The sequence below is a fragment of the Proteiniborus sp. DW1 genome, assembly GCF_900095305.1.
Taxonomy (GTDB): domain Bacteria; phylum Bacillota; class Clostridia; order Tissierellales; family Proteiniboraceae; genus Proteiniborus.
The window spans coordinates 1-23,356 of record NZ_FMDO01000034.1; the positions used below are offsets into that span (position 1 = coordinate 1).

Below are 23,356 nucleotides of genomic sequence, written 5' to 3' on the forward strand. Positions count from 1 at the left end.
TTTTAGTTACTTATTGTGACTAGAAAAAGATCACAGTCCTAAATCTTAATCTTTTTACTTCTTATGGCCATTCAGTTAACGAATTATTTTATTGAAAGTAGTCATACAAATTAGATTAAATTATAAATACATGTAAATAATATGGTTAGATATTCTTGATAGAATTTCTATATTCAGTTCTTATACTAGTGTAACTTATTTATTGACTTAACTAAAAATTGAGGTGATATGATGAGAATTCCAAATCATATTGGGGTTATACCTGATGGAAATAGGAGATGGGCAGAATCAAAGGGAATGACGAAGGAAAAAGGATATGTTGAAGGGCTAGATCCAGGATTGGCTCTTTTTAGGTTATGTAAAGAGGCAGGAGTCAAGGAGCTTACTTACTATGGATTTACTACAGATAATACTAAGAGGCCAGTAGCACAAAGGATAGCATTTACAGAAGCTTGCATTAGGGCAGTAGAAATGCTTGCAAAGGAAGATGCATCCTTATTAGTAGTAGGAAATACAGAATCACCTATGTTTCCAAAAGAATTGATACCCTATACTTCTAGAAAGATTTTTGGAAATGGAGGAATAAGAATTAATTTTTTAGTGAATTATGGTTGGGAATGGGATTTAAATCAGCTAAAATTAGCAAATGATAAAAAAAAGAATGTCCATAAACATATTAAGTCTAATGATGTTTCACGTGTAGATTTAATAATTCGCTGGGGTGGTAGAAGAAGACTGAGTGGCTTCCTACCTGTTCAATCAATTTATGCAGATTTCTATGTAATAGATGATTTTTGGCCTGATTTTAAAAAAGAACACTTTTTTCAAGCTTTGGAGTGGTATAATAAGCAAGATATAACTCTAGGTGGATAGTAAATAGGCACTTGTAATAAATATTATTTCAATATAGACTATATATAGATATTAGCTAAGTAGGTGATCATATGTTTTTTGTTGGGATATTTGGCATAGAATCCAAGGAAAGGAAGATTAAGGATTTGTCTAATATCTTGTGTAAAGCTTGTAATAGAGAAGAAGCTGGACAACTAATAAAAACATACAACTATTTTCATTTTTTCTTCATTCCTATTTTTAAATGGAACGAGAGTTATTATGTTCTATGCAGTAAATGTGGTACAGTTTATGAAATATCAAAGGAAAAGGGCAAAATTATAGAAAGAGGAGAAGGGGAGAATTTAACATACTGGGACTTACGAGAGACAAGCAAAGATAATAGTATAAAAGTTTGTAAATATTGTAACCATCAAGTAGAAGATAGATTTTTGTATTGTCCTTATTGTGGAAATAGACTAGAATGAATTTGAGGTGATAAAATGGACCAAAAAAAAATAGCAGAATTTAATGTTAATGAACGTATTGAAGGATACTATTTGATAAAAGAAATAGAAGCTAAAACCGCTTCAAATGGTAACAATTTTTTAGATATTAAACTAAGTGACAAGACAGGAGATATAAATGCTAAACTTTGGGACTGTAAAGAAGATGATATATTACGCTTCACTAAAGATTCTATAGTTAAGATAAGAGGAGATGTAAGTGAATGGCAGGGTAAAAAACAACTTAGAATAGTCCTTATGAGATTAGCAAAGGATACAGACAACATTAACTTAGAGGATTATGTACAAACTGCTCCATATGAGTCAGATTATATGTATAAACAAATAATAAATTACATAGAAAAAATAGAAAATCAGGATATTTCAAAATTGGTCATTGAAATAGTAAACATGTATAAGGATAAACTATTATTTTATCCTGCAGCAAAGCAAAACCATCATGCAATTCGTTCAGGACTTCTTTATCATATACTTAGAATGCTAATGACTGCAGAGCGTCTTACAGAGGTATATACAAATATCAACAAGGATATTCTTTATGCAGGTATCATTCTACATGATATAGCTAAGATAGAGGAAATGGATGCCAACCAGTTAGGTATTGTTTCTAACTACACTGTAGAAGGACAACTTTTAGGACATATTATACAGGGAATTAAAATTATTGATAATGTAGCTACTAGACTAGGAATTAAAAGAGAAATCTCTGTACTTTTACAGCATATGCTTCTTTCACACCATTATGAACCTGAATTTGGAAGTCCTAAAAAGCCGATGATTCCTGAAGGAGAACTTTTACATTATATTGACATTATTGACGCACGGATGTATGATATGGAAAAAGCATTATCTTCAATTGAAACTAATGAATTTACTGACAAAATGTGGATTTTGGATAATAGAAGATTATATAAATCAGAGCTATACAATTCTAGCGCAAAGTTAGGAGATAATTCATCTTATGAGGGTATGAAAAGAATATGTGTACTAGATAAGGATGAGGTTTTTGATTCTGATATTTTATCTAAAATAAATAAGTAATGTTTTTATATTAGAAAGGAAGTTATAAAATGCATATTATTATTGTGGGGGCAGGAAAGTTAGGCTATATTCTAGCGGAATTTCTTTCACAAAACGATAACAATGTAGTAATGATTGATAATAATGAAAAGACACTTGAGAGAGCTAATAATCAATTTGACATTCTTACTTATAAAGGAAATGGGGCTCAAATGTCAGTACTCGAAGGCTTTAATATAAAAAATGCAGATTTATTAATTGCTACTACTGATAATGATGACACAAATATGCTAATATGTTATTTAGCAAAAAAAATGGGGTGTAAAAGGGTAGTAGCTAGAATAAGAGACCCGGAGTATTCAGATCAAGTTGACACACTGAAAAAACAGCTAGACATTGACTATGCAGTAAATCCAGAACTAGTTATGGCAAAAGAAATAGGGGCACATCTATTAAAAGGACAAGCGCTTAATATGGAGGATTTTGCGAAAGGTAAGGTAAGCATAGTTAATTATAAAGTGAATGAATTAGAAGGAATGGAAGGTAAGAAAATTAAAGATATTAATATACCTAAGTCTGTATTAATAGCTGCTATTTTAAGAGATGGGGAAGTTATTATACCATATGGAGATACTTTACTACATGATAATGATACTATATATTTAATTGGAGAAAAAGAAAGTATAGGAATGTTCAAAAGCAAAAGAGAAAGCTTGGAACATAATATTGTAGTTAAAAAAGTTATGATACTTGGAGGAGGAAATGCGGCTTATTACTTGGCAAAAAAACTTCTCAAAAACGGTATATTTGTAAAAATAATTGAAAAAGATGAGGGAAGATGTGGCTTTTTAGCTCAGGAACTTCCTGGAGCGTTGATCATTCATGGAGATGCTACTGACCCTTATCTTCTGACAGAAGAAAACATTAGTGAAGTAGATGCACTAGTATCTTTAACTGGTTTTGATGAGGAAAATCTTCTAATGACCTTGTTAGCTAAAAAATATGGGGTAGGAAAAGTAATCACAAAGGTAAGCAGATCTAATTATATTCCTATAATTGAACAATTAGGTATAAATAATGCAATAAATCCTGTTATGATAACAGCAGGAGAGATAATGAGGTTTATACAGGGTGGCAGGGTCGTCTCTCTATTCTTGTTATTAGGAGGAAAAGCTGAGGTACTGGAACTTATTGCAAAGGAAAATTCTAAGATTGTAGGCAAACCCTTAGCCGAGCTTGGCTTGCCTAAGGGAATAATAATTGGCTCAATAGTACAGAACGGGAAGGTAATCATTCCAAATGGTGATTCTATTATAAATCCAGGAGATAGGTTAATTGTTTTCTGCTTACAATCAGAGGTTATGACGTTAGAGAAAATGTTTTACAAAGCAAAGGGAGGCTTTATAGATGAACTATGGCATCGTTATAAAGGTTTTAGGAAATCTTCTTCTAATTGAAGCTGCTGCTTTTATTCCACCTTTGCTAGTATCACTAATTTATGGTGAAAAAGCCCTCATGTCGTTTATATATTCTATACTAATATTAATAATACTTGGTTTTCCCATGTCTAGGGTTAATATTACAGATAAAAGAGTTAAAGCAAAAGATGCTTTGTTCGTAGTATTTTTAGGATGGATTTTCGTGTCATTTTTTGGCTCTTTGCCTTTTGTTTTCTCAGGGAGTATTCCTTCACTTGTAGATGCATTCTTCGAGACTGTATCTGGATTTACAACTACAGGGTCTACTATACTTGGTGATATTGAAGCACTGCCAAATGGGATGCTTCTTTGGAGATCGCTTACTATTTGGTTAGGAGGTATGGGAATACTAGTGCTAACTGTTGCTATTCTTCCTGCTATTGGAGTAGGAGGATTTCAAATTTTCAAAGCTGAGACTACTGGTCCTATAGCTGAAAAAATAGTACCTAGAATAAAGGATACTGCAAAAATACTTTATGTTATATATGTGGGTATAACTATTATTCAGGCAATACTACTATGTTTTGGTGGTATGTCACTATTAGAATCTTTAATTCACACATTTGCTACAGTTGGAACTGGGGGATTTTCATCCAAAAATGCAAGCATAGGAGCTTTTAATAGCAGCTTTATCATATATGTTATTTCATTATTTATGATATTGTGTGGTGTTAACTTCTCTCTATTTTATGAAGTTCTTAAGGGTAGATGGAGAAATGTACTAAAAAATTCGGAATTAAGGCTTTATTTAGGAATTATTGCTGTCAGTACTCTGTTAATAACAATTAACTTAAATGGGAAAATATACAACTCTATATTCGAAACATTTAAACATGCATTATTTCAAGTGTCTACAATTATAACTACAACTGGATTTAGCACTGTAGATTTTAACAAATGGACTGATTTTAGTAAAAGCATTTTATTTATATTAATGTTCGTAGGAGGATGTGCTGGCTCAACAGGCGGTGGAATTAAGGTAATAAGATTATTGATTATGGGAAAGATTGTTAGGAGAGAAATATTGAAATTACTACATCCAAAAGCATATGTACCTATAAAAATAAATGATAGAATGCTTTCTTCTGATACTACTGCAAGTGTTTCAGGGTTTTTCTTTCTTTATATGGTAATTTTTGCGTTTTCAACATTACTAATTTCACTTGAGGGCATTGACCTAATCAGTTCTGCTAGTGCAGTTGGAGCTACACTAGGAAACATTGGTCCAGGTTTTGAACTAGTAGGTCCAGCTCAAAACTTTGGTTTCTTTGGTATACCAAGCAAAATTCTTTTTTCAATATTAATGCTATTAGGTAGATTAGAGTTGTTTACGGTTTTTCTTTTCTTTGTACCTGATTTTTGGAAAAACAGCTAATAGGTCGAAAAATCTTATTGATATATTTCATGTGAGAGTTTTTATATAATTAAGAAATTTTATTTTAGTATGGAACATAACCTAAATAGGTTTCAAGAAAAGCTTCCCCAAATAGATGTGCTTTGATAGAAGGCTATTTTAATAGTAAAATAGATTATTAGATTTTATGTGTTTTATGATATATAATAGAGATACAATAATATCATGTTTTTTCAAGGGGGAAGGCGTATGAAGTATAGAAAATTTGGTAAGCTTGATTTTCAAATATCAAACCTCGGCTTTGGTTGTATGAGGCTACCAGTTATAGATGGTGATAATGGGAAAATCAATGAAGAAGAATCTATTAAAATGATAAGATACGCTATAGATAATGGTGTTAACTATATAGATACAGCATATCCATATCACCAAGGTAATAGTGAGCTACTAGTTGGAAAAGCATTAAAAGACGGTTATCGTCAAAAAGTAAAATTAGCAACTAAGCTTCCAGTTTGGCTTTGTGATACTTATGATGATTTTGATAAATACTTAAATGAACAGTTACAAAAACTTGACACAGAATACATAGATTTTTATTTGCTACATTCTCTAAGCAAGAAATCATGGAGTAAAGCCAAAGATTTAGGTGTGTTACATTTTTTAGATAACGCTTTAGCTGATGGAAGAATAAAATATGCTGGCTTCTCATTTCATGATGAACTAAGTGTTTTTAAAGACATAGTAGATTCATATGATTGGTCATTTTGTCAAATTCAGCTAAATTATATGGATGAAAATTATCAGGCAGGTGTGCAAGGTTTAAAGTATGCTTCAGACAAAGGCTTAGCAGTAGTGATTATGGAACCAATCAAAGGAGGAAAATTAGCAAAGCAACCAGAAGGAAATTTGGAAGAACTATGGAAAAAATCAGGAGTTAAACGAACTCCAGCAGAACTTGCACTAAGATGGGTGTGGAATTATTCGGAAGTAAGTGTATTATTAAGTGGTATGAGCAATATGGAACAAGTAATAGAAAATATTAGAACAGCATCAAATGTAACTCCATTATCTCTTGAAGATAGTGAAATTAAACTGATAAATGATATAAAGGAAATTTATAATAGCCGCAACAAGGTTGGATGTACAGGATGTAAATATTGTGTACCATGTCCTAATAAAGTGGCTATTCCAAACATATTTGAAATTTATAATAATTACTTTGTTTATGAGGCTACAGATGCTGGTATCAATAGCTATGCAAAAATGAAAGAGTCAGGTATAGACTCATCAAATTGCATAGAATGTGGTCAATGTGAAAGCCTATGCCCACAAAACCTAGAAATAATACGACACTTAAAAGAAGCTGAACTAGTTTTAAATAGATAGTTAATTTGATTAGATAGCTATTTTTATTTAATAAAAGTAGCTAATATAATAATAATCACAAATAAATATCCGGCATATGCCGGATATTTATCTTGTTGTAGGAGTTATTCTTCTAATTATTTCTTCAATTTCTGATGCAAAACCTGATAAAGGTCTTCCCTCTCTAATACCATTTCCTATGTTTTCTATTCTGCTGTAAAGGTCAGGACTAGCTGTAACGTGTACAGTTTTTATATTATTATCTGATTCCTTAACTATATTTTCTATTCTATTTTTAAGAGTTGTCGTCACATCTCCTTCTATATTATCTGTAGTAGTGACTCCTACTAAACACCTATTTCCTGAAATTGCAACTGCAACATTTTTAATTTCATCTAGCTCTTCAATTTTGTTAGCTATTTTATCTGCTTGATCTGTTCCTCTATTATCGGTTAATGTTCGGTTTGGTACTGTTTGATTAGGTGCCCTATCAAGAATATTATCTGTTACATTTCTGTTGTTTAAGTTATTTCCTATATTCCTATTCATATCTGTTCTATCGTCAGCAAAATTCATATTTCTATTTAACTGATTGTCATTTTGTGTATTCGGTCTAGCTGGATTTCGAGCACAACCTATTAAACCAAAACTTATAACAAGAGCTAATATAGCAATAAATGATATAACTTTAAAATGTTTTTTCAAAATTACCACCTCCTATTATTATTTTGCTTTTATTTTAGTTTTTTAAGCCTAGATAAATATGTAGAAGATAGTAATCTTATACAAAGAATATTTATCATGTTTAAATAAAAACTAATTATTTTAAAAATCAATTGAATAAAATATGGTGTAAAAGATAGTAAAATATAATGTTATAAAATGGAATAAAAATTACAAATTGATTAAGATTGACTTTCTTTAGAGGATTTTTAAATAATCTGACGAAAATATTATGTGGTATTAGCATAATATATTTATTTTGGAACTTTTTATAAAAATAAAAGTCTAATATGAGATTAGTAGAAAAAGGGGTGAATTTGAAATGGCACTAATCGAATTAAAGGATGTTACAAAGCTTTATAAGATTGGGCAAATACAGGTTAATGCTCTAAACGGTATTGACTTATCTATTGAAAATGGAGAATTCGTTTCAATAATGGGGCCTTCAGGTTCGGGTAAGTCAACACTTCTTAATGTTATAGGCTGTTTGGACCAACCAACTACAGGTACATATAAGCTAGGAGGAAAAAATGTTGAGAAGGTAAGTGACTGGCAATTATCAGATATCAGAAACCGTTCCATAGGATTTGTATTTCAATCTTTTCATCTATTGCCAGGTTTGACTGCATTAGAAAATGTAGAACTACCTTTAATATATAGAGGGGTTCTTGGAAAAGAAAGAAAGAAGAGAGCAATAGAAGCTATGGAATCTGTAGGTTTAGGAGATAGAATGCATCATTTGCCTACACAGCTTTCTGGAGGGCAGCAACAGAGAGTAGCAATTGCACGAGCAATTGCAGGAAATCCATCTGTAATACTTGCTGATGAACCAACAGGCGCTTTGGACTCAAAATCAAGTCTCAACATAATGTCAATATTCCAAGAACTCAATAAAAAAATGGGTATTACAATAGTACAGGTTACTCATGAAGAGAAAATTGCACAGTATGGACACAAAATATTTAGACTTCTAGACGGTAAAATAGAAAAAATTGAAGTATTAGAAGAACAGCTTATAGCTATGGAATGATTATTTTTTCATTTTTGGAGGTGTTTCGATTGGGAAAAAGATTATTTATGATATTAATTGTAATTGCTATAGTAGTTGGAGGTGGATATTATGCTATTAAACAGCTTATGCCTGAAAAAGCTGAAGAAGTTCAAGGACCTATTTATTCAACCTTTGAGGTTAAAAGAGGAGATATTTCAGCAGGTGTAGAAGTATCAGGGCAACTAAATCCAACTTCATCAGGTGGAATCAGAGCACCTGGAGATAGGTATTCTGGAAGTTCTGTACAGTATATGATTGATAAAATCTTAGTAAAAGAAGGAGATGAAGTGACTCAAGGACAGGTAGTAGTTACCCTATTAGCTTCTGAGATAAATAATAAAATAAAAGATTTGCAAGAACAAATAGAGTCTCAAAAAAAACAGCTATCTCAGCTTACAGGATTATCACTAGATAAGGTAGATTATATAAATCCTACACAAGGTATTCAAATAATAGCACCAATTTCAGGAAGAATAATTAACCTTGATGCAAAAGAAGGTAAGGAACTGACTCAAGGACAGATAGTTGCTAGCATAGTTGATAATTCTAAATTTAAAGTAGCAGCTAAACTAGCTCCAACAGAGTTTGCTAAAGTTTCTGAAGGCCAGAAAGTAGCACTTAGCTTCCCTTATTTCGAGGATATTGTTGAGGGTACTATTACTGATATAAATTCAAGTCCTATACCAGATGATGCAAAAGGAACAGATGATACAAAAGAAGGTAATTTTGGTACTAATTTTGTTTACGCTGCAACTATTGAAGCAAAGAATCCAGGTTTGATACAAGCCAACATGAAAGTAAATATTGGTGTAGCTTATGGACAAGAATTATCACCAACTAACATTTCTTACTTATTATATCCTGGAGTAGTAGAGGGCTTTGTTGAAGAGGAAAAACTTATTGCCCCAGTAAAAGCGGTGGCAACCAAGATTCATGTAAAAGAAATGCAAGAAGTTAAAGCTGGTGATGTGATTGTTACAATGTCAGGAAACGATGTTAAGGACATGATTCAAGAGATAACAGATAAAATTAGAGAACTTAACAATGAACTGAGAGATTATTATACAAAGCTAGACCAGCTTGAAATAAGATCACCTATGGATGGAATAGTAGCTGGTATATATTCACAGCCTGGCGAAACTGTAAGTGCTGGGGATTGGATAGGTGATGTATACAATACATCTGATATGAGAATTTGGGCTGAAATAGATGATATTGATGTATTACAGGTACAACAAGGAGCGCCAGTTACTGTTTCAGTAGATGCATTACCTGGAGAAAAGTTTGATGGCACTGTATCTAGAGTATATACAATAGGTAAAGACAGAAATAGCGGGCTGACAAGATTTCAAGTAGAAATAGAAGTAGTTGGAGGTCCTCAATTGAGGCCAGGCATGCAGGCACGTGCTAAGGTTGATGCAGGAAGTGCTCAAGGAGTGCTATTAGTACCGCTTGAAGCAATTTTTGAAGAAGATGGAATTTCAAAAGTAGAAATCCTTGGTAATGATGGTATACCTAAAGTAGTTAATGTAAAGCTTGGACTTATGAATGATAGAATGGCTGAAGTTACAGAAGGATTAAATGAAGGAGATAAAGTAATTACAGGTAGCACTGCAGACTTATTACCAAGCCAGCATATAAAGTCAAATGATTCTATTCTTCCTTCTACAGATAACAATAATGAAAATAAGGGGAGTAATGGAAACAGCGATAGTAATGTAGAAGGCAGTAATTAAGGAGGGAATTTAAATGAATCAAAATAAAGGCAAATTTTCCTTCTTGATTAGATTATGGTTTACTGCAAAGATGGCAGCACATGGGATTATTTCAAACACTTTAAGATCTTTTTTAACAATTCTAGGAGTAGCTATTGGTGTAGCCTCTGTAGTAAGCTTAATGGGGATAGGAGAAGGTGCAAGACAATCAGTAGTAGAACAGTTCGAAAGCTTAGGCTCAAACGTAATTGAAATAAAGGCGCAACACTCTAGTGTAGAATTTGAGCCAGAATTTGCAGAAGAGTTAGTTGAAAGGGTTCAAGGTCTTGAAATGACAACTCCAGTACTTAATACAAGTGCTACTATGAAATGGAGAAGAGCTAGGGGAAGTGTTGATATAGTAGGTGTTAATAGTCATTTTCATAAAATTAGAGACATGGAATTACTTTCAGGTAATTTCTTTACTGAACTACATGTAAAGCAACGTTCACCTGTTGCAGTATTAGGATATAATATGGGGATTGGACTTATGAATGGAAGAAATCCTGTAGGTCAATCTTTTACACTAGAAGGACAGACCTATAGGATCGTAGGAGTTTTAGAACAAAAAGGTGCAGGTAAGGCAGAAGATATAGATGATAAAATAATAATTCCTTACACATCAGCATTAAAAATTGCAGAAAAAAGAACTGTAGATCAAATATGGGGAAAAGCTACATCAAAGGAAGAAGCTGATTTAGTTGTAGTACAGCTTGGTAGAATATTTAAGAGGAAACTTGGTTTGGATCAAACTGCTCCTACAGGGGGTAATGGAGAAGAAGGAGCAGTTGCCGAAGTTGCCGAAGCTGGAGTATATTATGATTATTATTATGATTACTATGATGAGCCAACTCAACCTCAGATACCTAATAGTGGAGAAGATTTAATTACCATAACTAGCTTAAATCAGCTAGTTCAGGAAGCAGACAAAGCAAATCGAGTAATGACATTACTACTAGGTGGAATAGCAGCAGTTTCTCTATTAGTAGGTGGGTTAGGTATTATGAATATTATGTTAGTGGCTGTTACGGAGAGAACAGAGGAAATAGGTCTTAGAAGAGCAATAGGTGCAAAGCAATCAGATTTACTTTTACAGTTTATACTTGAAGCTCTTTATCTTAGCGCAATAGGAGCTATAGCGGGGACTGCTCTTGGAATATGGAGTTTGAGCTTATTTGAAAGATATGGATTCAGTACAGCAGTGAACTTCCAGGCTATAGAAATAGCAACAATTGTAGCACTCTGTTCAGGACTGCTTTTTGGAGTGTATCCAGCAATATCTGCTTCATCATTGCCACCAGTACAAGCTTTAAAAAGACAATAGAAATCAAAATTATGCCAGAGAAGACTATTCTCTGGTTTTCTTTTTTACTTATTTTGTTAATGCTTTAATTCCATAAGTTGTATAATTATAGTACTTTAGTTACATGTATAGTATAATAATCTTAAATTTGAAATAAAAATAACTTAACTTTTTATAAGGAGGAACAGATGAAAATAGATTCAGATACTAAACTTTATTGTTTAATAGGTAATCCTATTTCTAAAAGCCTATCACCACTTATCCATAATTCTATTTTTGAATATAATTCTATAAATGCAAAATATTTGGCTTTCAACATAGATAATTCTGCAGCTTTAGAAAAAGTAGTACATGGTTTAAGAGCATTGAAAGTGAAGGGTTTTAATGTAACAATGCCGTATAAAATAGAAATAATGAGGTATCTTGATGAAATAGATGAAAAAGCTAAAATATTAGGAGCAATAAACACTGTACTGAATATAGATGGAAAACTAATTGGCTTTAATACAGATGGAGATGGGTTTATCAAGTCTCTTAAGGATAAAGAAATAGACATTAAAGGTAAAAAAGCTTTATTAGTTGGGGCTGGTGGTGCTGCGCATTCAATTGCAGTATCACTCGCTTATGAAGGAATAAAGGAAATAATAATTGTTAATAGGAATATCCAAAATGCACATAAGCTTCAAAAGCTTATTAAAAGTATATATCCCAATGTACATGTAAGGTGTTATAAATTGGAGCAGGAGGAGGATATTCCTAAGGATATAGAGCTATTAGTTAACACTACTCCTATAGGCATGTACCCAAATATTGAAGATATACCTATTTCGCCAAGTAGATTTAATTCTAGAACTCTTTTCTATGACATTATTTACAAGCCTCTTAATACTAAATTTATTTTAGAGGCTGGAGAACTAGGTTATGAAACTATAAATGGTATAGACATGCTAATTAATCAAGCTATATATTCTCAAGAAATCTGGAATAAAGAGTTATTTGATGAAAAAACAGACTGGTTATATATAAAAGACAAAATAATATCCCAAATTGAAAAATAACTTCAAAAATTGAAGGAAAATCCATTTTTGTGTAGAAATATACTAATATAATCCTTTTATTTAATATAAAAAAGGTGGGGCTATATGAGTAAGAATTTTAGCTTAGGGAATCTATTAATTTCTGCCAATAAAATAAGTGAAAGTCAGTTAGGAGAGGCGTTATGTCAACAAAAAAAAGAAAGGAAAAAGTGTATAGAGGAGATATTAGTAGAGTTAGGCTTTGTAAATGAAGAAGATATATTAGAAGTTTTAGAAAATCAGTTAAAAATTCCATCAATTGATTTAGCAAACTACACAATAAATCCCAAAGTTATCTCTATTATACCTGAGAATATTGCTCGCAGATATGGCTTAATACCTATCGATAAAAAGAATAATAAATTGATTATAGCTGTAAGCGACCCATTTAATATTATTGCAATTGATGATATTAAACTTCTTACAGGTATGGAGATAGAGGTTGTTGTTTCTTTGAAATCTGTAATATTAAAAACTATAGATAAGTTTTATAGAGTAGAGAAAACAAAAAAGGTATTGGAGGAACTTGAAGAATCGTATATACCTAGTAGCATTAAGGATTTAGAAGATGGAGACTTATCAGATGTGAATAGTGCTCCAGTAGTGAAACTAGTTAATTCTATAGTCGTACAAGCTATTAAAGTAAAGGCAAGTGATATACATATCGAACCTTTTGAAAACAGTGTAAGAGTAAGATATAGGATTGATGGAGATTTACAGGAAATTATGAAGTTTTCTATTAAAAGTCATATGGCAATAGTTACTAGAGTAAAAATAATGGGAAAGATGGATATCGCCGAGAGGAGAATTCCTCAGGATGGTAGAGTTGAAACTGAACTAGAGGGTAAAGAAATTGATATGAGAATCTCTACTTTACCAACTGTTCATGGAGAAAAAATTGCCATTAGATTATTAGATAGAAATGGCTTTAGTTTTTTAAAAGAAGACTTAGGATTTGAAGATAGAGATTTAAAGATATTTAATAAAATAATTAAACAGCCCTACGGCATAGTACTAGTAACAGGTCCTACAGGCAGTGGTAAAAGTACAACTTTATATACTATATTGAAAGATTTAAATGATGAGGAGAAAAATATAGTCACTATTGAGGATCCTGTTGAATACAAGCTTGAAGGAATAAATCAAGTGCAGATAAATAATAAATCAGGATTAACCTTTGCAAATGGATTAAGGTCTATTTTAAGACAAGATCCAGATATAATAATGATTGGAGAAATAAGAGACTCAGAAACTGCTAAAATCGCAATTAGAGCTTCAATCACAGGTCACCTTGTTTTATCTACACTTCATACAAACGATACTGCATCTACTATAGTGAGACTAATTGATATGGGCATAGAACCATATTTATTATCTACTTCTGTTATAGGAATTATATCCCAAAGATTAGTTAAGAAATTATGTTCGAACTGTAAAACACCTTACGAGCCAAGTCTACATGAGAAAAAGATGTTAGGGCTGAACCTTGAAGATAAAGCAACTCTTCATAAACCAGTAGGTTGTAATAAATGTTTTAAAGGTTATAGAGGTAGAATTGCTATTCATGAGATTATGGACATAGATAAGGACATAAGAAAGCTAATAGATAATAGAGCTACTACAGATGAACTGAAAGAAGCTTCTATAAAGAATGGTATGATAACACTTTATGATAATGTAGTGAATTTAGCATTGAAAGGAATTACTTCAGTAGAGGAAGTTTTTAGAATTGGATATACATTAGATTAAGGAGGTTATTAAATTGGAATTTTTAGAAGTGATTAATAACGGAGTAAATAAAGGAGCCTCTGATATCCATATTACAGTAGGTATGCCAATAATATATAGGATAGATGGTAAGCTTGTAAAAATAGGTGAAGAAATTCTAAGACCTTCAGTTACTGAGGAAATAGTGAAGAAAATTTTAAATGATAGACAGATGAATAAATTACTTGACAAAGGTGAAATTGACACATCTTTTTCAAGTCCGGGAATAGGTAGATTTAGAATAAATATTTATAAGCAAAGAGGATGCTATGCATTGGCTATTAGAATTATACCTCTAACTATACCAGCCATGGAAGAGTTGGGCTTGCCTAGTGTTATTAAAGATTTATGTAAATTACCAAGGGGGCTTATATTGGTAACTGGACCTACAGGCAGCGGAAAATCTACTACTCTAGCTTCAATGATAGACTTAATTAATAACGAAAGGAATTGCCATATATTAACGTTAGAGGATCCGATAGAGTATCTGCATAAACACAATAAAAGTATAGTTAACCAAAGGGAAGTAGGAAATGATTCCTTAAGCTTTGCAAAATCACTAAGAGCTGCACTCAGGCAAGACCCAGATGTAATTTTAGTAGGAGAAATGAGAGATTTAGAGACTATAAGCATTACATTAACAGCGGCAGAAACTGGCCATCTTGTTTTATCTACTCTGCACACATTAGGAGCTGCAAAGACCATAGATAGAATAATAGATGTTTTTCCTCCCTATCAACAGCAGCAAATTAGAATTCAACTTTCTTCTACACTTCAGGCAATTGTATCTCAGCAGTTATTGCCCATAGCAGGTGGGAAAGGAAGAGTTGCTGCATTTGAAGTAATGATTGCTACTTTAGCAATTAGAAATTTAATTAGAGAGGGAAAATCTCATCAAATAGATACTGCAATCCAAACAGGAGCCCAATTTGGTATGCAGACAATGGATAGTTCCCTATTGTCGCTATATAATAAAGGATTTATTAATAGAGAAATGATATTAAGCCAATCTGTAAATCCTGATATTATTAGAAAATATGTAATATAGTCAGGTGGTGATTTTGTGCAGTTTATGTATAGGGCTGTAACAGATAGTGGGCAAGTTATAGAGGGAGTTTATGAAGCCAACAGTGAGTGGGAAGTATTAGCAATGCTTAGAAGCAATGAATATATACCTATATCAATTGAATATAAAGAAAAGGAAAATCCAATTTTTCCCTATTTTACCAAAAAGATTACTAAGAGAGACTTAGCAGTATTTTGTAGACAGTTTTATACTATGTTAAATGCGGGTGTCACCATTGTCAAATGCTTAAATATATTAGAAGCTCAGACAGAAAACAAAGTAATGAGAAAAGCAACAAGAACCACATTAGATGATGTTCAGAAAGGAATGACGTTATCTGAAGCAATGAGAAAACATGATACAGTATTTCCAAATCTACTAGTAAATATGGTAGAGGCAGGAGAAATAAGTGGTAACCTAGATATAATTATGGAACGTATGGCTATGCATTATGAAAAAGAAAACAAAATAGAAAATAAAATAAAAGGTGCAATGATTTACCCTATTGTTTTAGGGGTGGTGTCCATAGCAGTAGTAATTTTCCTATTAGTAGCTGTAATGCCAACCTTCATAAATATGTTTGAAAGCAGTGGAGTAGAATTACCTGCTCCAACAAGGATACTTCTTAATATTAGCAATTCTCTACAAAATCAGTGGTATATTTACTTAGCTTCTATATTAGTGTTAGTACTTGGCGTTGGGTATTTTGGAAGACAAGAATCAGGGAGATTATTTATTGATAGTCTAAAGCTTTGCATGCCAGTTATTAAAAACACAAATATAAAGGTGGCCACTTCAAGATTTACAAGAACACTTTCCACACTACTATCAAGCGGTATACCATTACTTCAAGCTTTAGATGTAGTATCCAAAATAGTGAATAATAAATTTTTAAGCTATAAGCTTGAAAATGCCAAAGAAGAAGTAAGAAAAGGTGTCCTACTATCTAGAGCAATTAAAGAAATTAGGACCTTTCCTCCCATGGTAGATTCAATGATTAAAATTGGAGAGGAATCAGGCTCATTAGACGAAGTGTTATGTAAAAGTGCAGACTTCTACGATGAAGAAGTAGAAACAGCAGTTCAACAAATGACAGAAATACTCCAACCAATACTTGTAATAATTATGGCATTAATAGTAGGTTTTATAGTTATAGCAATGGCACTCCCAATGTTTGATATGGTAAACGCAGTTCACATATAAGGAGTAAATTTGAAGGGGTGATGTATAGAGGCCAGATAAGCATTGATATACACAGAGAGTATAGTATTTTTCAAAATTGAGGGGGATACTTATGTCTAAATTTATTCAGAAGTATTTGAGGTATAAAGAAGGTTTTACTTTAGTGGAGTTAGTTGTTGTTATTGCTATATTGGGTATATTGGTGGCTATAGCAGTACCTAAATTGACTACATCAAGAGCAGTGGCGGCAGATACTGTACATCAGGCTAATATTAAAACTTTAACTAGTGCTGCAATTATGTTTATTGCCGATAAGGGGGTGCCAACTAAAGGAGATAGTATAGTTTGGAGCCCAGCAGGAGGAACAAAAGCTTCTAGTATTACTGATGCTGATTCAGTAGCTGCTAATGCATGGGCAAAATATCTCCAAGAATGGCCTAAAGCTCCAACAGGAACTTCATACTTAGATGTTAACGGAAAAGGATATAAAGTAATTATTTATGATACTGGGCAGATAGATGTGAATAATGATGGAGTTAATGATGTAACTCCGCCAGAGGAATGATAGGAACCTTGTTCTATTATAGAGTAAATTATACATTCATAAGCACTTATTTAATTTTACTAGTGTTTAAATTTATGACTTTGTTTCAAGACTGAGTAAAGGAGGGATTACATGTATATACAAGTATGCATATTTGGATGTATAATAGGTTCATTTCTAAATGTATGCATATATAGAATTCCTAGAGAAGAATCTATAGTTTATCCCTCTTCTCATTGTCCTGAGTGTAACACTCCTTTAAAGTGGTATGACCTTCTGCCAATATTTAGCTTTTTATTTCAGAAGGGCAAATGTAGATATTGTGGGATGACTATTTCTCCACAGTACCTTATTGTTGAATTATTAAGTGGTATTTTATATACTATAATATTTTATTTTTATGCAGCAACTGTTGATTTTGTTTTTTATAGCTTATTAATTAGCATTTTGATCACTATTAGTTATATAGATTACCACCATCAGATTATACCTGATTCCTTGGTAGGTACTATATTATTACTAAGTATTTTTTACAAAACTATACTGTTTGCAATACATAAAACACCATTTAACTTGCAAGATAGTATACTAGCCTTATTAATAGGCGGAGGATTATTTCTAATTATTGCTATAGCATCAAAAGGGGGGATAGGAGGAGGAGATATAAAGCTCATTAGTGTATTAGGCTTTATATTGGGAATAAAAAAAACAATCTTGACAATATTGTTATCATTCATAATAGGAGCAGCTTTTTCAATATTTTTATTGATATTAAAGAAAAAAGAGAGAAAAGATGTTATCCCCTTTGGACCTTTTATAAACATAGCATTTAGTATTGCTTTATTTTTTGGAGACAGTATTATCAACTGGTATGTTTTTAGTTTTTTAATTTAAAGAGAAATTTTCTTTGAAAAAGAATGCAGAAAAAGGATTAAATTTAAATGGGGCGATTTTTTCAATATTGCTACTAGGATTAATGTTTTATCTACATACTATCAATGTCTTTTTATTAAATAATGGAATGAAATAAGAGAAAAGCTGAAGGAGGAACTTAATTGATACTATCATTACTCAACAAAAACATACTATCAATTGACCTAGGCTCCTATGAGACAAAAATAATTGAAGCAAAAAAAAACAATGATTTCATACAAATAAATAAAGCCTTTTCACTGCTAACTCCTAAAGGCTCTTATGAAGATGGTAGGATAAAAAATGAGAAACTCTTAAGTGAAGCATTAAGACATGAGTTTAAGAAAAATAAAATATCTTCAAAAACTGCATATTTGACAATTAAAAGCACAGCTATTATTACTAGAGAAGTTTTCTTTCCATTAGTTGAACTAAAAGAAATACGTGGAATGCTGATGTATCAACTTCCTGAATATTTGCCTATGGATATTAGTAGATATGCAGTCCAGTACAAGATATTAGGAAAGTTTTTTGATGGTGAAAAAGAAAGGCTTAATATACTAGTAGTAGCTGTTCCTAAAGATATTGTAGAAAAACACTATTTTTTACTATCAAATCTAAACTTAAAACCAGTAGTATTAGACTATCAATCTAATTCAATTAGTAAGCTTATTTGGTTTACTGATACAATAAATAACCACATACTTGTTTCAGAAAAAACTATAGCTGCTATAGACTTAGGATACAGTAGCACAAATGTATCCATTATAAAGAGTGGTAAAATTCGGATAAGCAGGGCTATTGAAGTAGGTGGAGAGGATTTAGACCGAAATATTATGAACTTGTTTGATTTTACTAAAGAAGAATTATATGAAAAGAAATATAATATACGGGATGTTAATGAAATTAACACTGATTATTCAGATTACAATAGATTTATTAATGTTATAAAAAAAACTATTGAAAGTATAATTGAAAAGCTTGAGAAAATTATTAAGTATTATATTAGTAAAGAAGTGGAGAATGATATCAATATGATATTATTATATGGGGGCCTATCTCAGATAAATGGGGTAGACAAGCTTTTTTCCAATTATTTTAACATAGATACAGTGGTTTTCAATAACCTAGATAAAGTAAGCATCCAAACTGATCCTAATAAATACTTCAACTGCATAAGTACTCTATTAAGAGATGAAGAGGTGTAACAATGTGGAAGATTTAAACTTCTTTGATTCTTATAATAAAAAGAAGTCTATAAGACCAAATAAAAATCTCATATTATATGGATTAGCTATCCTTATTATTTTAGGTATGATTATTTTTTCAGTTTTTAACTTAGTTGTAATAAATAAGCTAAACATGGAAGTTATTATATTAAAACAGCAAGTAGAAACTAGAAAATCAAATAAAAAAATGAATGAGATTCTGGCAAAAGAAAAAAAAATTAAAGAGTTAAGAGAGAAATTTGAGCAATTGAGACAACTAGATGATTTTTTGGATTCACAAGACATTATCAATGAACATTTATTAGATTCTATAACTGCTAGAGTGCCTGAAAATATATTCTTGAATTCTATGATACTTAATGCGAATTTAATTACACTCGACGGGATTGCAAAGGATAAGAAGTCTATTTCAGATTTTGAGCATAAACTTGGAGAAATAAAATACTTCGAAGATATTTTTATACCAGCTATTTCCTATGAATATGGCTACTATACTTTTACTATTAACATAAAGCCTAAGGAGGTGGAGATAGTTGGAAGTCAAGATAGTGACTAAAGGTCTAATGAAAAAGAGAATAAATTTGAGTAAAAAAGAAAAAAATTTACTGATTCTTTTACTTCTTGTAATGCTACTTTGGCTATTCTATAGATTTGTATTCACTAGGCAGTCTATAAAGATATCAGAACTTGAACAGGAAAAAAACAATTATTATAATGAATTATTTAAGATAGATACTATTCTTGCAAGGGATAAAACTATAATTAAAGAGTGGTCAGAACTAAATGAAGATGTTAGATATATTCAAGATAAGTATTTTGCTGTTATAGATCAGCCAGAAATAATGCATATGTTAAACGACATAGTTGATAGCAATAGCTTAAAAATTCCTAGTATGTATTTTAAGGTACCGGATTATGAAATGTTAGGAGATATAGAAACTAAATGTCTTGGTATATCAATACCCTTTGAAGGAAGCTATGGTGAACTTGGAACATTTCTCTCTGATTTAACTTTTTCATCAAAGAGGTTTTTGGTAAATCAACTGACTATTTCTAAAGCTGATAATGGAAATTTGATTGGACAGATAAGTTTAAATGCTTATAGTTACGATGAAATAATAGACGGTAATATTGATTCAACTTATAATACTGAGGTTCAAAAAGTAATTAAAGAAGACCCCTTTATCCCATATGAGGGATATAGTGCAGAATCAGTAGAAGATGTTTATGGTGAAGATTATCAAATAGATGGAGAAATCAAAACTAGAATTACTTTGGAAGATTTTGAAGGTGACGATATATTTTTTATGTCAACAAGTCCTGATGTGACTGGTAAAGTTTCAAAATTTTCCAGTTCAAAACATGGTAAATACAGTTTACGTACTGAGTTTTTTATTTACACAGAAAATAAGGAGGAAAGGGCATATATAGTTTTTGATGATAAAGATATATTCTTAAAATATCCTCCTACATCTATAGGAGTATGGGCTCATTCTTACGGATATTCTCCTGTAACTTTAGGCTTCAGATTTCAGGATCAAGAAGGTAATAAAGTTGACCTAGAACTTTCAAAAGGTGTAAACTGGATAGGGTGGGAGTTTATAGAGACAATGCCACCTCAGGATATAAATTTATATCCACTGAAACTTCAAAGAATATATCTTGAACTAGGGAAAAATAAAGATGATTACGGAGTAATACTCTTTGATAATATAGAAATAGAATATCCTCTCAGAGATAATGAAGAGCAAAAACAAGAAAAGTCATTTTCATTCTATCTAGTTCAATATGGTGACACCTTAGAGTCAATTAGTGAGAAAGTTTACGGTACGAAACTAAAATATAAAGAAATAATGAAGGAAAATGGACTAAGTAATAATAGTTGCCTTGAAGCAGGAGAAATATTAGTTATACCAAATTAATCGCATTAAAAGGTGATGAATATGAATAAATTTTTAAAGCAATTAGGGACCTGGAGTTTAATTCTTTTCATATTATTTATTTTTTTTCCGACAACTTCATTCTCTTCGGTTACTGATGAAGGCTATAGTTATGGATATTCTGAAGGTTTGGTAGAAGGTATAAGGGAAGCGGAATATGATTTGGTGCGAGGACACAGTAAAAATTATTTGAGGACTATACCTAATAATGATGAAATAATTGAGGTGTTTAAATTAGATAGGGAGAGTACAATATATAAAAACGCTTTTATAGATGGATATAAAGATGGTTTTAGGAATGGTTACAATAAAACTTATAGAGATTCAGATGATAAAGATGAAAATGAAAAAACCTCATATGCAAAAAGACTTGGGTTTGTTATGGGAGAAGTATTTGGTTATAGAGATTACTACGAGGGGAAATCGAATATGGTGAGCAGGACTCTTCCCTCTAATTTTGATATAATCGAGATATATGATTTGAGAAAAGAAACAAGTGACCATAGAGCTGCTTTTATGAATGCTTTCAAAACTAAGTTTCAGGAAGGCTATGAGGAAGCATATAGAAAAGCAAAATTTGAACCATTTGAAAGAACTTTTAAACAAGGAAAAAGTGATGGTGGATATTTCGGCGGGTTATTAGGAGATTTACAAGGGAAAAGAGACTATTACTACGGAAGAACATGCAACTGGAAAAGAAACTTACCAACTAGGCCTATAATAGCTAGCAGCTTTTTATTAAATCTAAATTCCAATGAGTATGAAGATGCCTTTGTAGAAGCATTTATTTATGCCTATGAAGAGAACTATAATAATTCCTTTATAAGTGCAAGTTCAACTATCAACAACATTGCTTATGAAAATGGATATAATCATGGAAAGATAATAGGAAGAGAAAGAGGGGAGGGGCTTGCCAGTGTGGATTTACTTCTTGGACAGTATAATGATGCACTGAGACATATGAGTACTGAATATGAAATTATTAATGAATTTGAATTATATTTACATAATGATAAGTATAGAGAGGGTTTCATTAGTGGTTATAATGAAGGATTAAGTGAAGGATATATTGAAGCATATCAGGATTTAAGCTTTGTAAACTTGCAAACTAAACTTAAAACTACAATCATACCATTAAGCGGTGGTGAAGTAGCTACTAAGGATAATAAATTTTTTGTAAAAATAAGTGCTGGAACTTATTATAATGATGTGACAGTAAATATCAATGGTCTAGTGGACTCTAATAGAACTTATTTACAATCTAATAATTCTTTTATTCAGGCCTCTGAACTATATTCTATTACAATTGCAAATTCATCTTATGAGTTTGATAACAATAAGTCTATTGAGCTAAGCTTTGAATACTATGGTCCTCAGAATGGAGGTATATATAAGTATAATAATAATTCCTGGACTTATTTACCAAGTAAAATAATAGATAATAGAATAATCACTTATATTAGACCTAGTTCTATAAACACAGATAGTGGAATCTATGCAGTTTTCATAGATAAGAATTTTGTAAAATTAAAAGACATAAGAGGACATTGGGCAAAAGATGAAATTAATGCTTATGTAAGAAGAGGACTTGTTGAGCCATTTAATGATAGTACTTTTAGACCAGATTTGCCTATAAATAGAGGCCAGTTGCTTGAATTATTAAGTAGGGTATACAAATGGAGTTTAACTGGGCTTGATGATAAGTTAATGGAAATTGAAACATTAGAAGATTATGATAAGTTGGGTAACTATAAGCTACTAGTTGCTTATGGGTTAAAATATGGTTATATTGATCTCTATTTTGACAATACATTTAAAGTAGACAATAATGTTACATATAATCAAATTAGCTATATAATGAGAAAAGTAACAGGAGATAACAACTTTAATTGGACTAATGTAGCTAATAGTATGGTGAAGGATAAGGATACACGTTGTAAAAGCTATGATTCTATGGACAATACTATAACAAGAGCAGAAGCAATTTATATGCTTTATCTGCTAAATGAGTGAAAAAATTAATAAATTGGCATTTCTATTAATAGGCAGTATGCCAATTTTTTATGTATCTAACATTTGTTCTATAAAAAATTCTTCAATAATATATTGAACAAGTGAAGATAATTGATTATTTTAAGTCAAAAATCATGTTTTCAGCGAAATATAATAAAATTTTATAAAAAAAGAAGGATTTTAATGAAATTTGTTGAATATAATTTTTTGAATATTTTGAA

The 23,356-nt window shown here is 31.4% G+C and carries 20 protein-coding genes; 19 read left to right on the top strand and 1 reads right to left on the bottom strand.

Features of this window, described 5'->3' with window-relative positions; genetic code table 11:
- Window positions 1-231 precede the first annotated feature (231 nt).
- From uppS to DW1_RS08495, 6 genes are all read left to right on the top strand, one after another.
- Window positions 232-873, top strand: coding sequence for a polyprenyl diphosphate synthase (uppS, locus tag DW1_RS08470; RefSeq protein ID WP_074350189.1), 642 nt, complete (start codon window positions 232-234; stop codon window positions 871-873).
- A 71-nt stretch (window positions 874-944) separates the two neighbouring features.
- A complete protein-coding gene (locus DW1_RS08475; RefSeq protein WP_074350190.1) occupies window positions 945-1,319 on the top strand; it encodes a zinc ribbon domain-containing protein in 375 nt (124 codons plus the stop codon).
- A gap of 15 nt (window positions 1,320-1,334) precedes the next feature.
- Window positions 1,335-2,399 (top strand): 3'-5' exoribonuclease YhaM family protein, encoded by a 1,065-nt coding sequence (locus DW1_RS08480; RefSeq protein WP_074350191.1) that lies wholly within the window; start codon window positions 1,335-1,337, stop codon window positions 2,397-2,399.
- 29 nt (window positions 2,400-2,428) lie between these two features.
- Window positions 2,429-3,835, top strand: coding sequence for a Trk system potassium transporter TrkA (trkA, locus tag DW1_RS08485; RefSeq protein WP_074350192.1), 1,407 nt, complete (start codon window positions 2,429-2,431; stop codon window positions 3,833-3,835).
- Window positions 3,786-5,231, top strand: coding sequence for a TrkH family potassium uptake protein (locus tag DW1_RS08490; protein ID WP_074350193.1), 1,446 nt, complete (start codon window positions 3,786-3,788; stop codon window positions 5,229-5,231). The genes trkA and DW1_RS08490 overlap by 50 nt, the downstream gene beginning before the upstream one ends.
- Before the next feature lie 228 nt (window positions 5,232-5,459).
- Window positions 5,460-6,596, top strand: coding sequence for an aldo/keto reductase (locus DW1_RS08495; RefSeq protein ID WP_074350194.1), 1,137 nt, complete (start codon window positions 5,460-5,462; stop codon window positions 6,594-6,596).
- An 87-nt stretch (window positions 6,597-6,683) separates the two neighbouring features.
- On the opposite strand, the gene DW1_RS08500 is transcribed toward DW1_RS08495, so the two are convergent.
- Window positions 6,684-7,280 (bottom strand): YhcN/YlaJ family sporulation lipoprotein, encoded by a 597-nt coding sequence (locus tag DW1_RS08500; RefSeq protein ID WP_074350195.1) that lies wholly within the window; start codon window positions 7,278-7,280, stop codon window positions 6,684-6,686.
- 340 nt (window positions 7,281-7,620) lie between these two features.
- Between DW1_RS08500 and DW1_RS08505 the strand changes: the two genes are divergently transcribed.
- From DW1_RS08505 to DW1_RS08565, 13 genes are all read left to right on the top strand, one after another.
- Window positions 7,621-8,328, top strand: coding sequence for an ABC transporter ATP-binding protein (locus DW1_RS08505; RefSeq protein ID WP_074350196.1), 708 nt, complete (start codon window positions 7,621-7,623; stop codon window positions 8,326-8,328).
- A 29-nt stretch (window positions 8,329-8,357) separates the two neighbouring features.
- Window positions 8,358-10,085, top strand: a complete 1,728-nt coding sequence (locus DW1_RS08510; protein WP_074350197.1) for an efflux RND transporter periplasmic adaptor subunit — start codon at window positions 8,358-8,360, stop codon at window positions 10,083-10,085.
- Window positions 10,086-10,098: 13 nt separating this feature from the next.
- Window positions 10,099-11,427 carry an ABC transporter permease gene (locus DW1_RS08515; protein ID WP_074350198.1) on the top strand — a complete coding sequence of 443 codons (1,329 nt, stop codon included), beginning with the start codon at window positions 10,099-10,101 and terminating at the stop codon, window positions 11,425-11,427.
- 167 nt (window positions 11,428-11,594) lie between these two features.
- Window positions 11,595-12,464, top strand: coding sequence for a shikimate dehydrogenase (gene aroE / locus DW1_RS08520; protein WP_074350199.1), 870 nt, complete (start codon window positions 11,595-11,597; stop codon window positions 12,462-12,464).
- Between the two features lie 84 nt (window positions 12,465-12,548).
- Window positions 12,549-14,231, top strand: a complete 1,683-nt coding sequence (locus tag DW1_RS08525) for a GspE/PulE family protein (protein ID WP_074350200.1) — start codon at window positions 12,549-12,551, stop codon at window positions 14,229-14,231.
- Between the two features lie 13 nt (window positions 14,232-14,244).
- Window positions 14,245-15,297, top strand: coding sequence for a type IV pilus twitching motility protein PilT (locus DW1_RS08530; RefSeq protein ID WP_074350201.1), 1,053 nt, complete (start codon window positions 14,245-14,247; stop codon window positions 15,295-15,297).
- A 24-nt stretch (window positions 15,298-15,321) separates the two neighbouring features.
- On the top strand, window positions 15,322-16,518 hold the full coding sequence (locus DW1_RS08535) for a type II secretion system F family protein (protein WP_074350269.1): 1,197 nt from the start codon (window positions 15,322-15,324) through the stop codon (window positions 16,516-16,518).
- A gap of 91 nt (window positions 16,519-16,609) precedes the next feature.
- Entirely contained in the window at window positions 16,610-17,062 is a 453-nt protein-coding gene (locus DW1_RS08540; protein ID WP_074350202.1) for a type II secretion system protein, read from the top strand.
- 111 nt (window positions 17,063-17,173) lie between these two features.
- A complete protein-coding gene (locus DW1_RS08545) occupies window positions 17,174-17,935 on the top strand; it encodes a prepilin peptidase (protein ID WP_074350203.1) in 762 nt (253 codons plus the stop codon).
- Window positions 17,936-18,096: 161 nt separating this feature from the next.
- Window positions 18,097-19,161: a type IV pilus assembly protein PilM gene (pilM, locus tag DW1_RS08550; RefSeq protein ID WP_074350204.1), complete on the top strand. Its 1,065-nt coding sequence runs from the start codon at window positions 18,097-18,099 to the stop codon at window positions 19,159-19,161.
- Between the two features lie 4 nt (window positions 19,162-19,165).
- Window positions 19,166-19,738: a PilN domain-containing protein gene (locus DW1_RS08555; protein ID WP_074350205.1), complete on the top strand. Its 573-nt coding sequence runs from the start codon at window positions 19,166-19,168 to the stop codon at window positions 19,736-19,738.
- A gap of 7 nt (window positions 19,739-19,745) precedes the next feature.
- Window positions 19,746-21,104 carry a LysM peptidoglycan-binding domain-containing protein gene (locus DW1_RS08560; protein ID WP_159433574.1) on the top strand — a complete coding sequence of 453 codons (1,359 nt, stop codon included), beginning with the start codon at window positions 19,746-19,748 and terminating at the stop codon, window positions 21,102-21,104.
- Between the two features lie 21 nt (window positions 21,105-21,125).
- Window positions 21,126-23,135, top strand: coding sequence for an S-layer homology domain-containing protein (locus DW1_RS08565; RefSeq protein ID WP_074350207.1), 2,010 nt, complete (start codon window positions 21,126-21,128; stop codon window positions 23,133-23,135).
- The last annotated feature ends 221 nt before the right edge of the window (window positions 23,136-23,356 follow it).

Coding starts and splice junctions, on each gene's coding strand:
- uppS (WP_074350189.1), top strand. CDS start 232: ATGAGAATTCCAAATCATATTGGGGTTATACCTGATGGAAATAGGAGA.
- DW1_RS08475 (WP_074350190.1), top strand. CDS start 945: ATGTTTTTTGTTGGGATATTTGGCATAGAATCCAAGGAAAGGAAGATT.
- DW1_RS08480 (WP_074350191.1), top strand. CDS start 1,335: ATGGACCAAAAAAAAATAGCAGAATTTAATGTTAATGAACGTATTGAA.
- trkA (WP_074350192.1), top strand. CDS start 2,429: ATGCATATTATTATTGTGGGGGCAGGAAAGTTAGGCTATATTCTAGCG.
- DW1_RS08490 (WP_074350193.1), top strand. CDS start 3,786: ATGAACTATGGCATCGTTATAAAGGTTTTAGGAAATCTTCTTCTAATT.
- DW1_RS08495 (WP_074350194.1), top strand. CDS start 5,460: ATGAAGTATAGAAAATTTGGTAAGCTTGATTTTCAAATATCAAACCTC.
- DW1_RS08505 (WP_074350196.1), top strand. CDS start 7,621: ATGGCACTAATCGAATTAAAGGATGTTACAAAGCTTTATAAGATTGGG.
- DW1_RS08515 (WP_074350198.1), top strand. CDS start 10,099: ATGAATCAAAATAAAGGCAAATTTTCCTTCTTGATTAGATTATGGTTT.
- aroE (WP_074350199.1), top strand. CDS start 11,595: ATGAAAATAGATTCAGATACTAAACTTTATTGTTTAATAGGTAATCCT.
- DW1_RS08525 (WP_074350200.1), top strand. CDS start 12,549: ATGAGTAAGAATTTTAGCTTAGGGAATCTATTAATTTCTGCCAATAAA.
- DW1_RS08535 (WP_074350269.1), top strand. CDS start 15,322: ATGTATAGGGCTGTAACAGATAGTGGGCAAGTTATAGAGGGAGTTTAT.
- DW1_RS08540 (WP_074350202.1), top strand. CDS start 16,610: ATGTCTAAATTTATTCAGAAGTATTTGAGGTATAAAGAAGGTTTTACT.
- DW1_RS08545 (WP_074350203.1), top strand. CDS start 17,174: ATGTATATACAAGTATGCATATTTGGATGTATAATAGGTTCATTTCTA.
- DW1_RS08560 (WP_159433574.1), top strand. CDS start 19,746: ATGAAAAAGAGAATAAATTTGAGTAAAAAAGAAAAAAATTTACTGATT.
- DW1_RS08565 (WP_074350207.1), top strand. CDS start 21,126: ATGAATAAATTTTTAAAGCAATTAGGGACCTGGAGTTTAATTCTTTTC.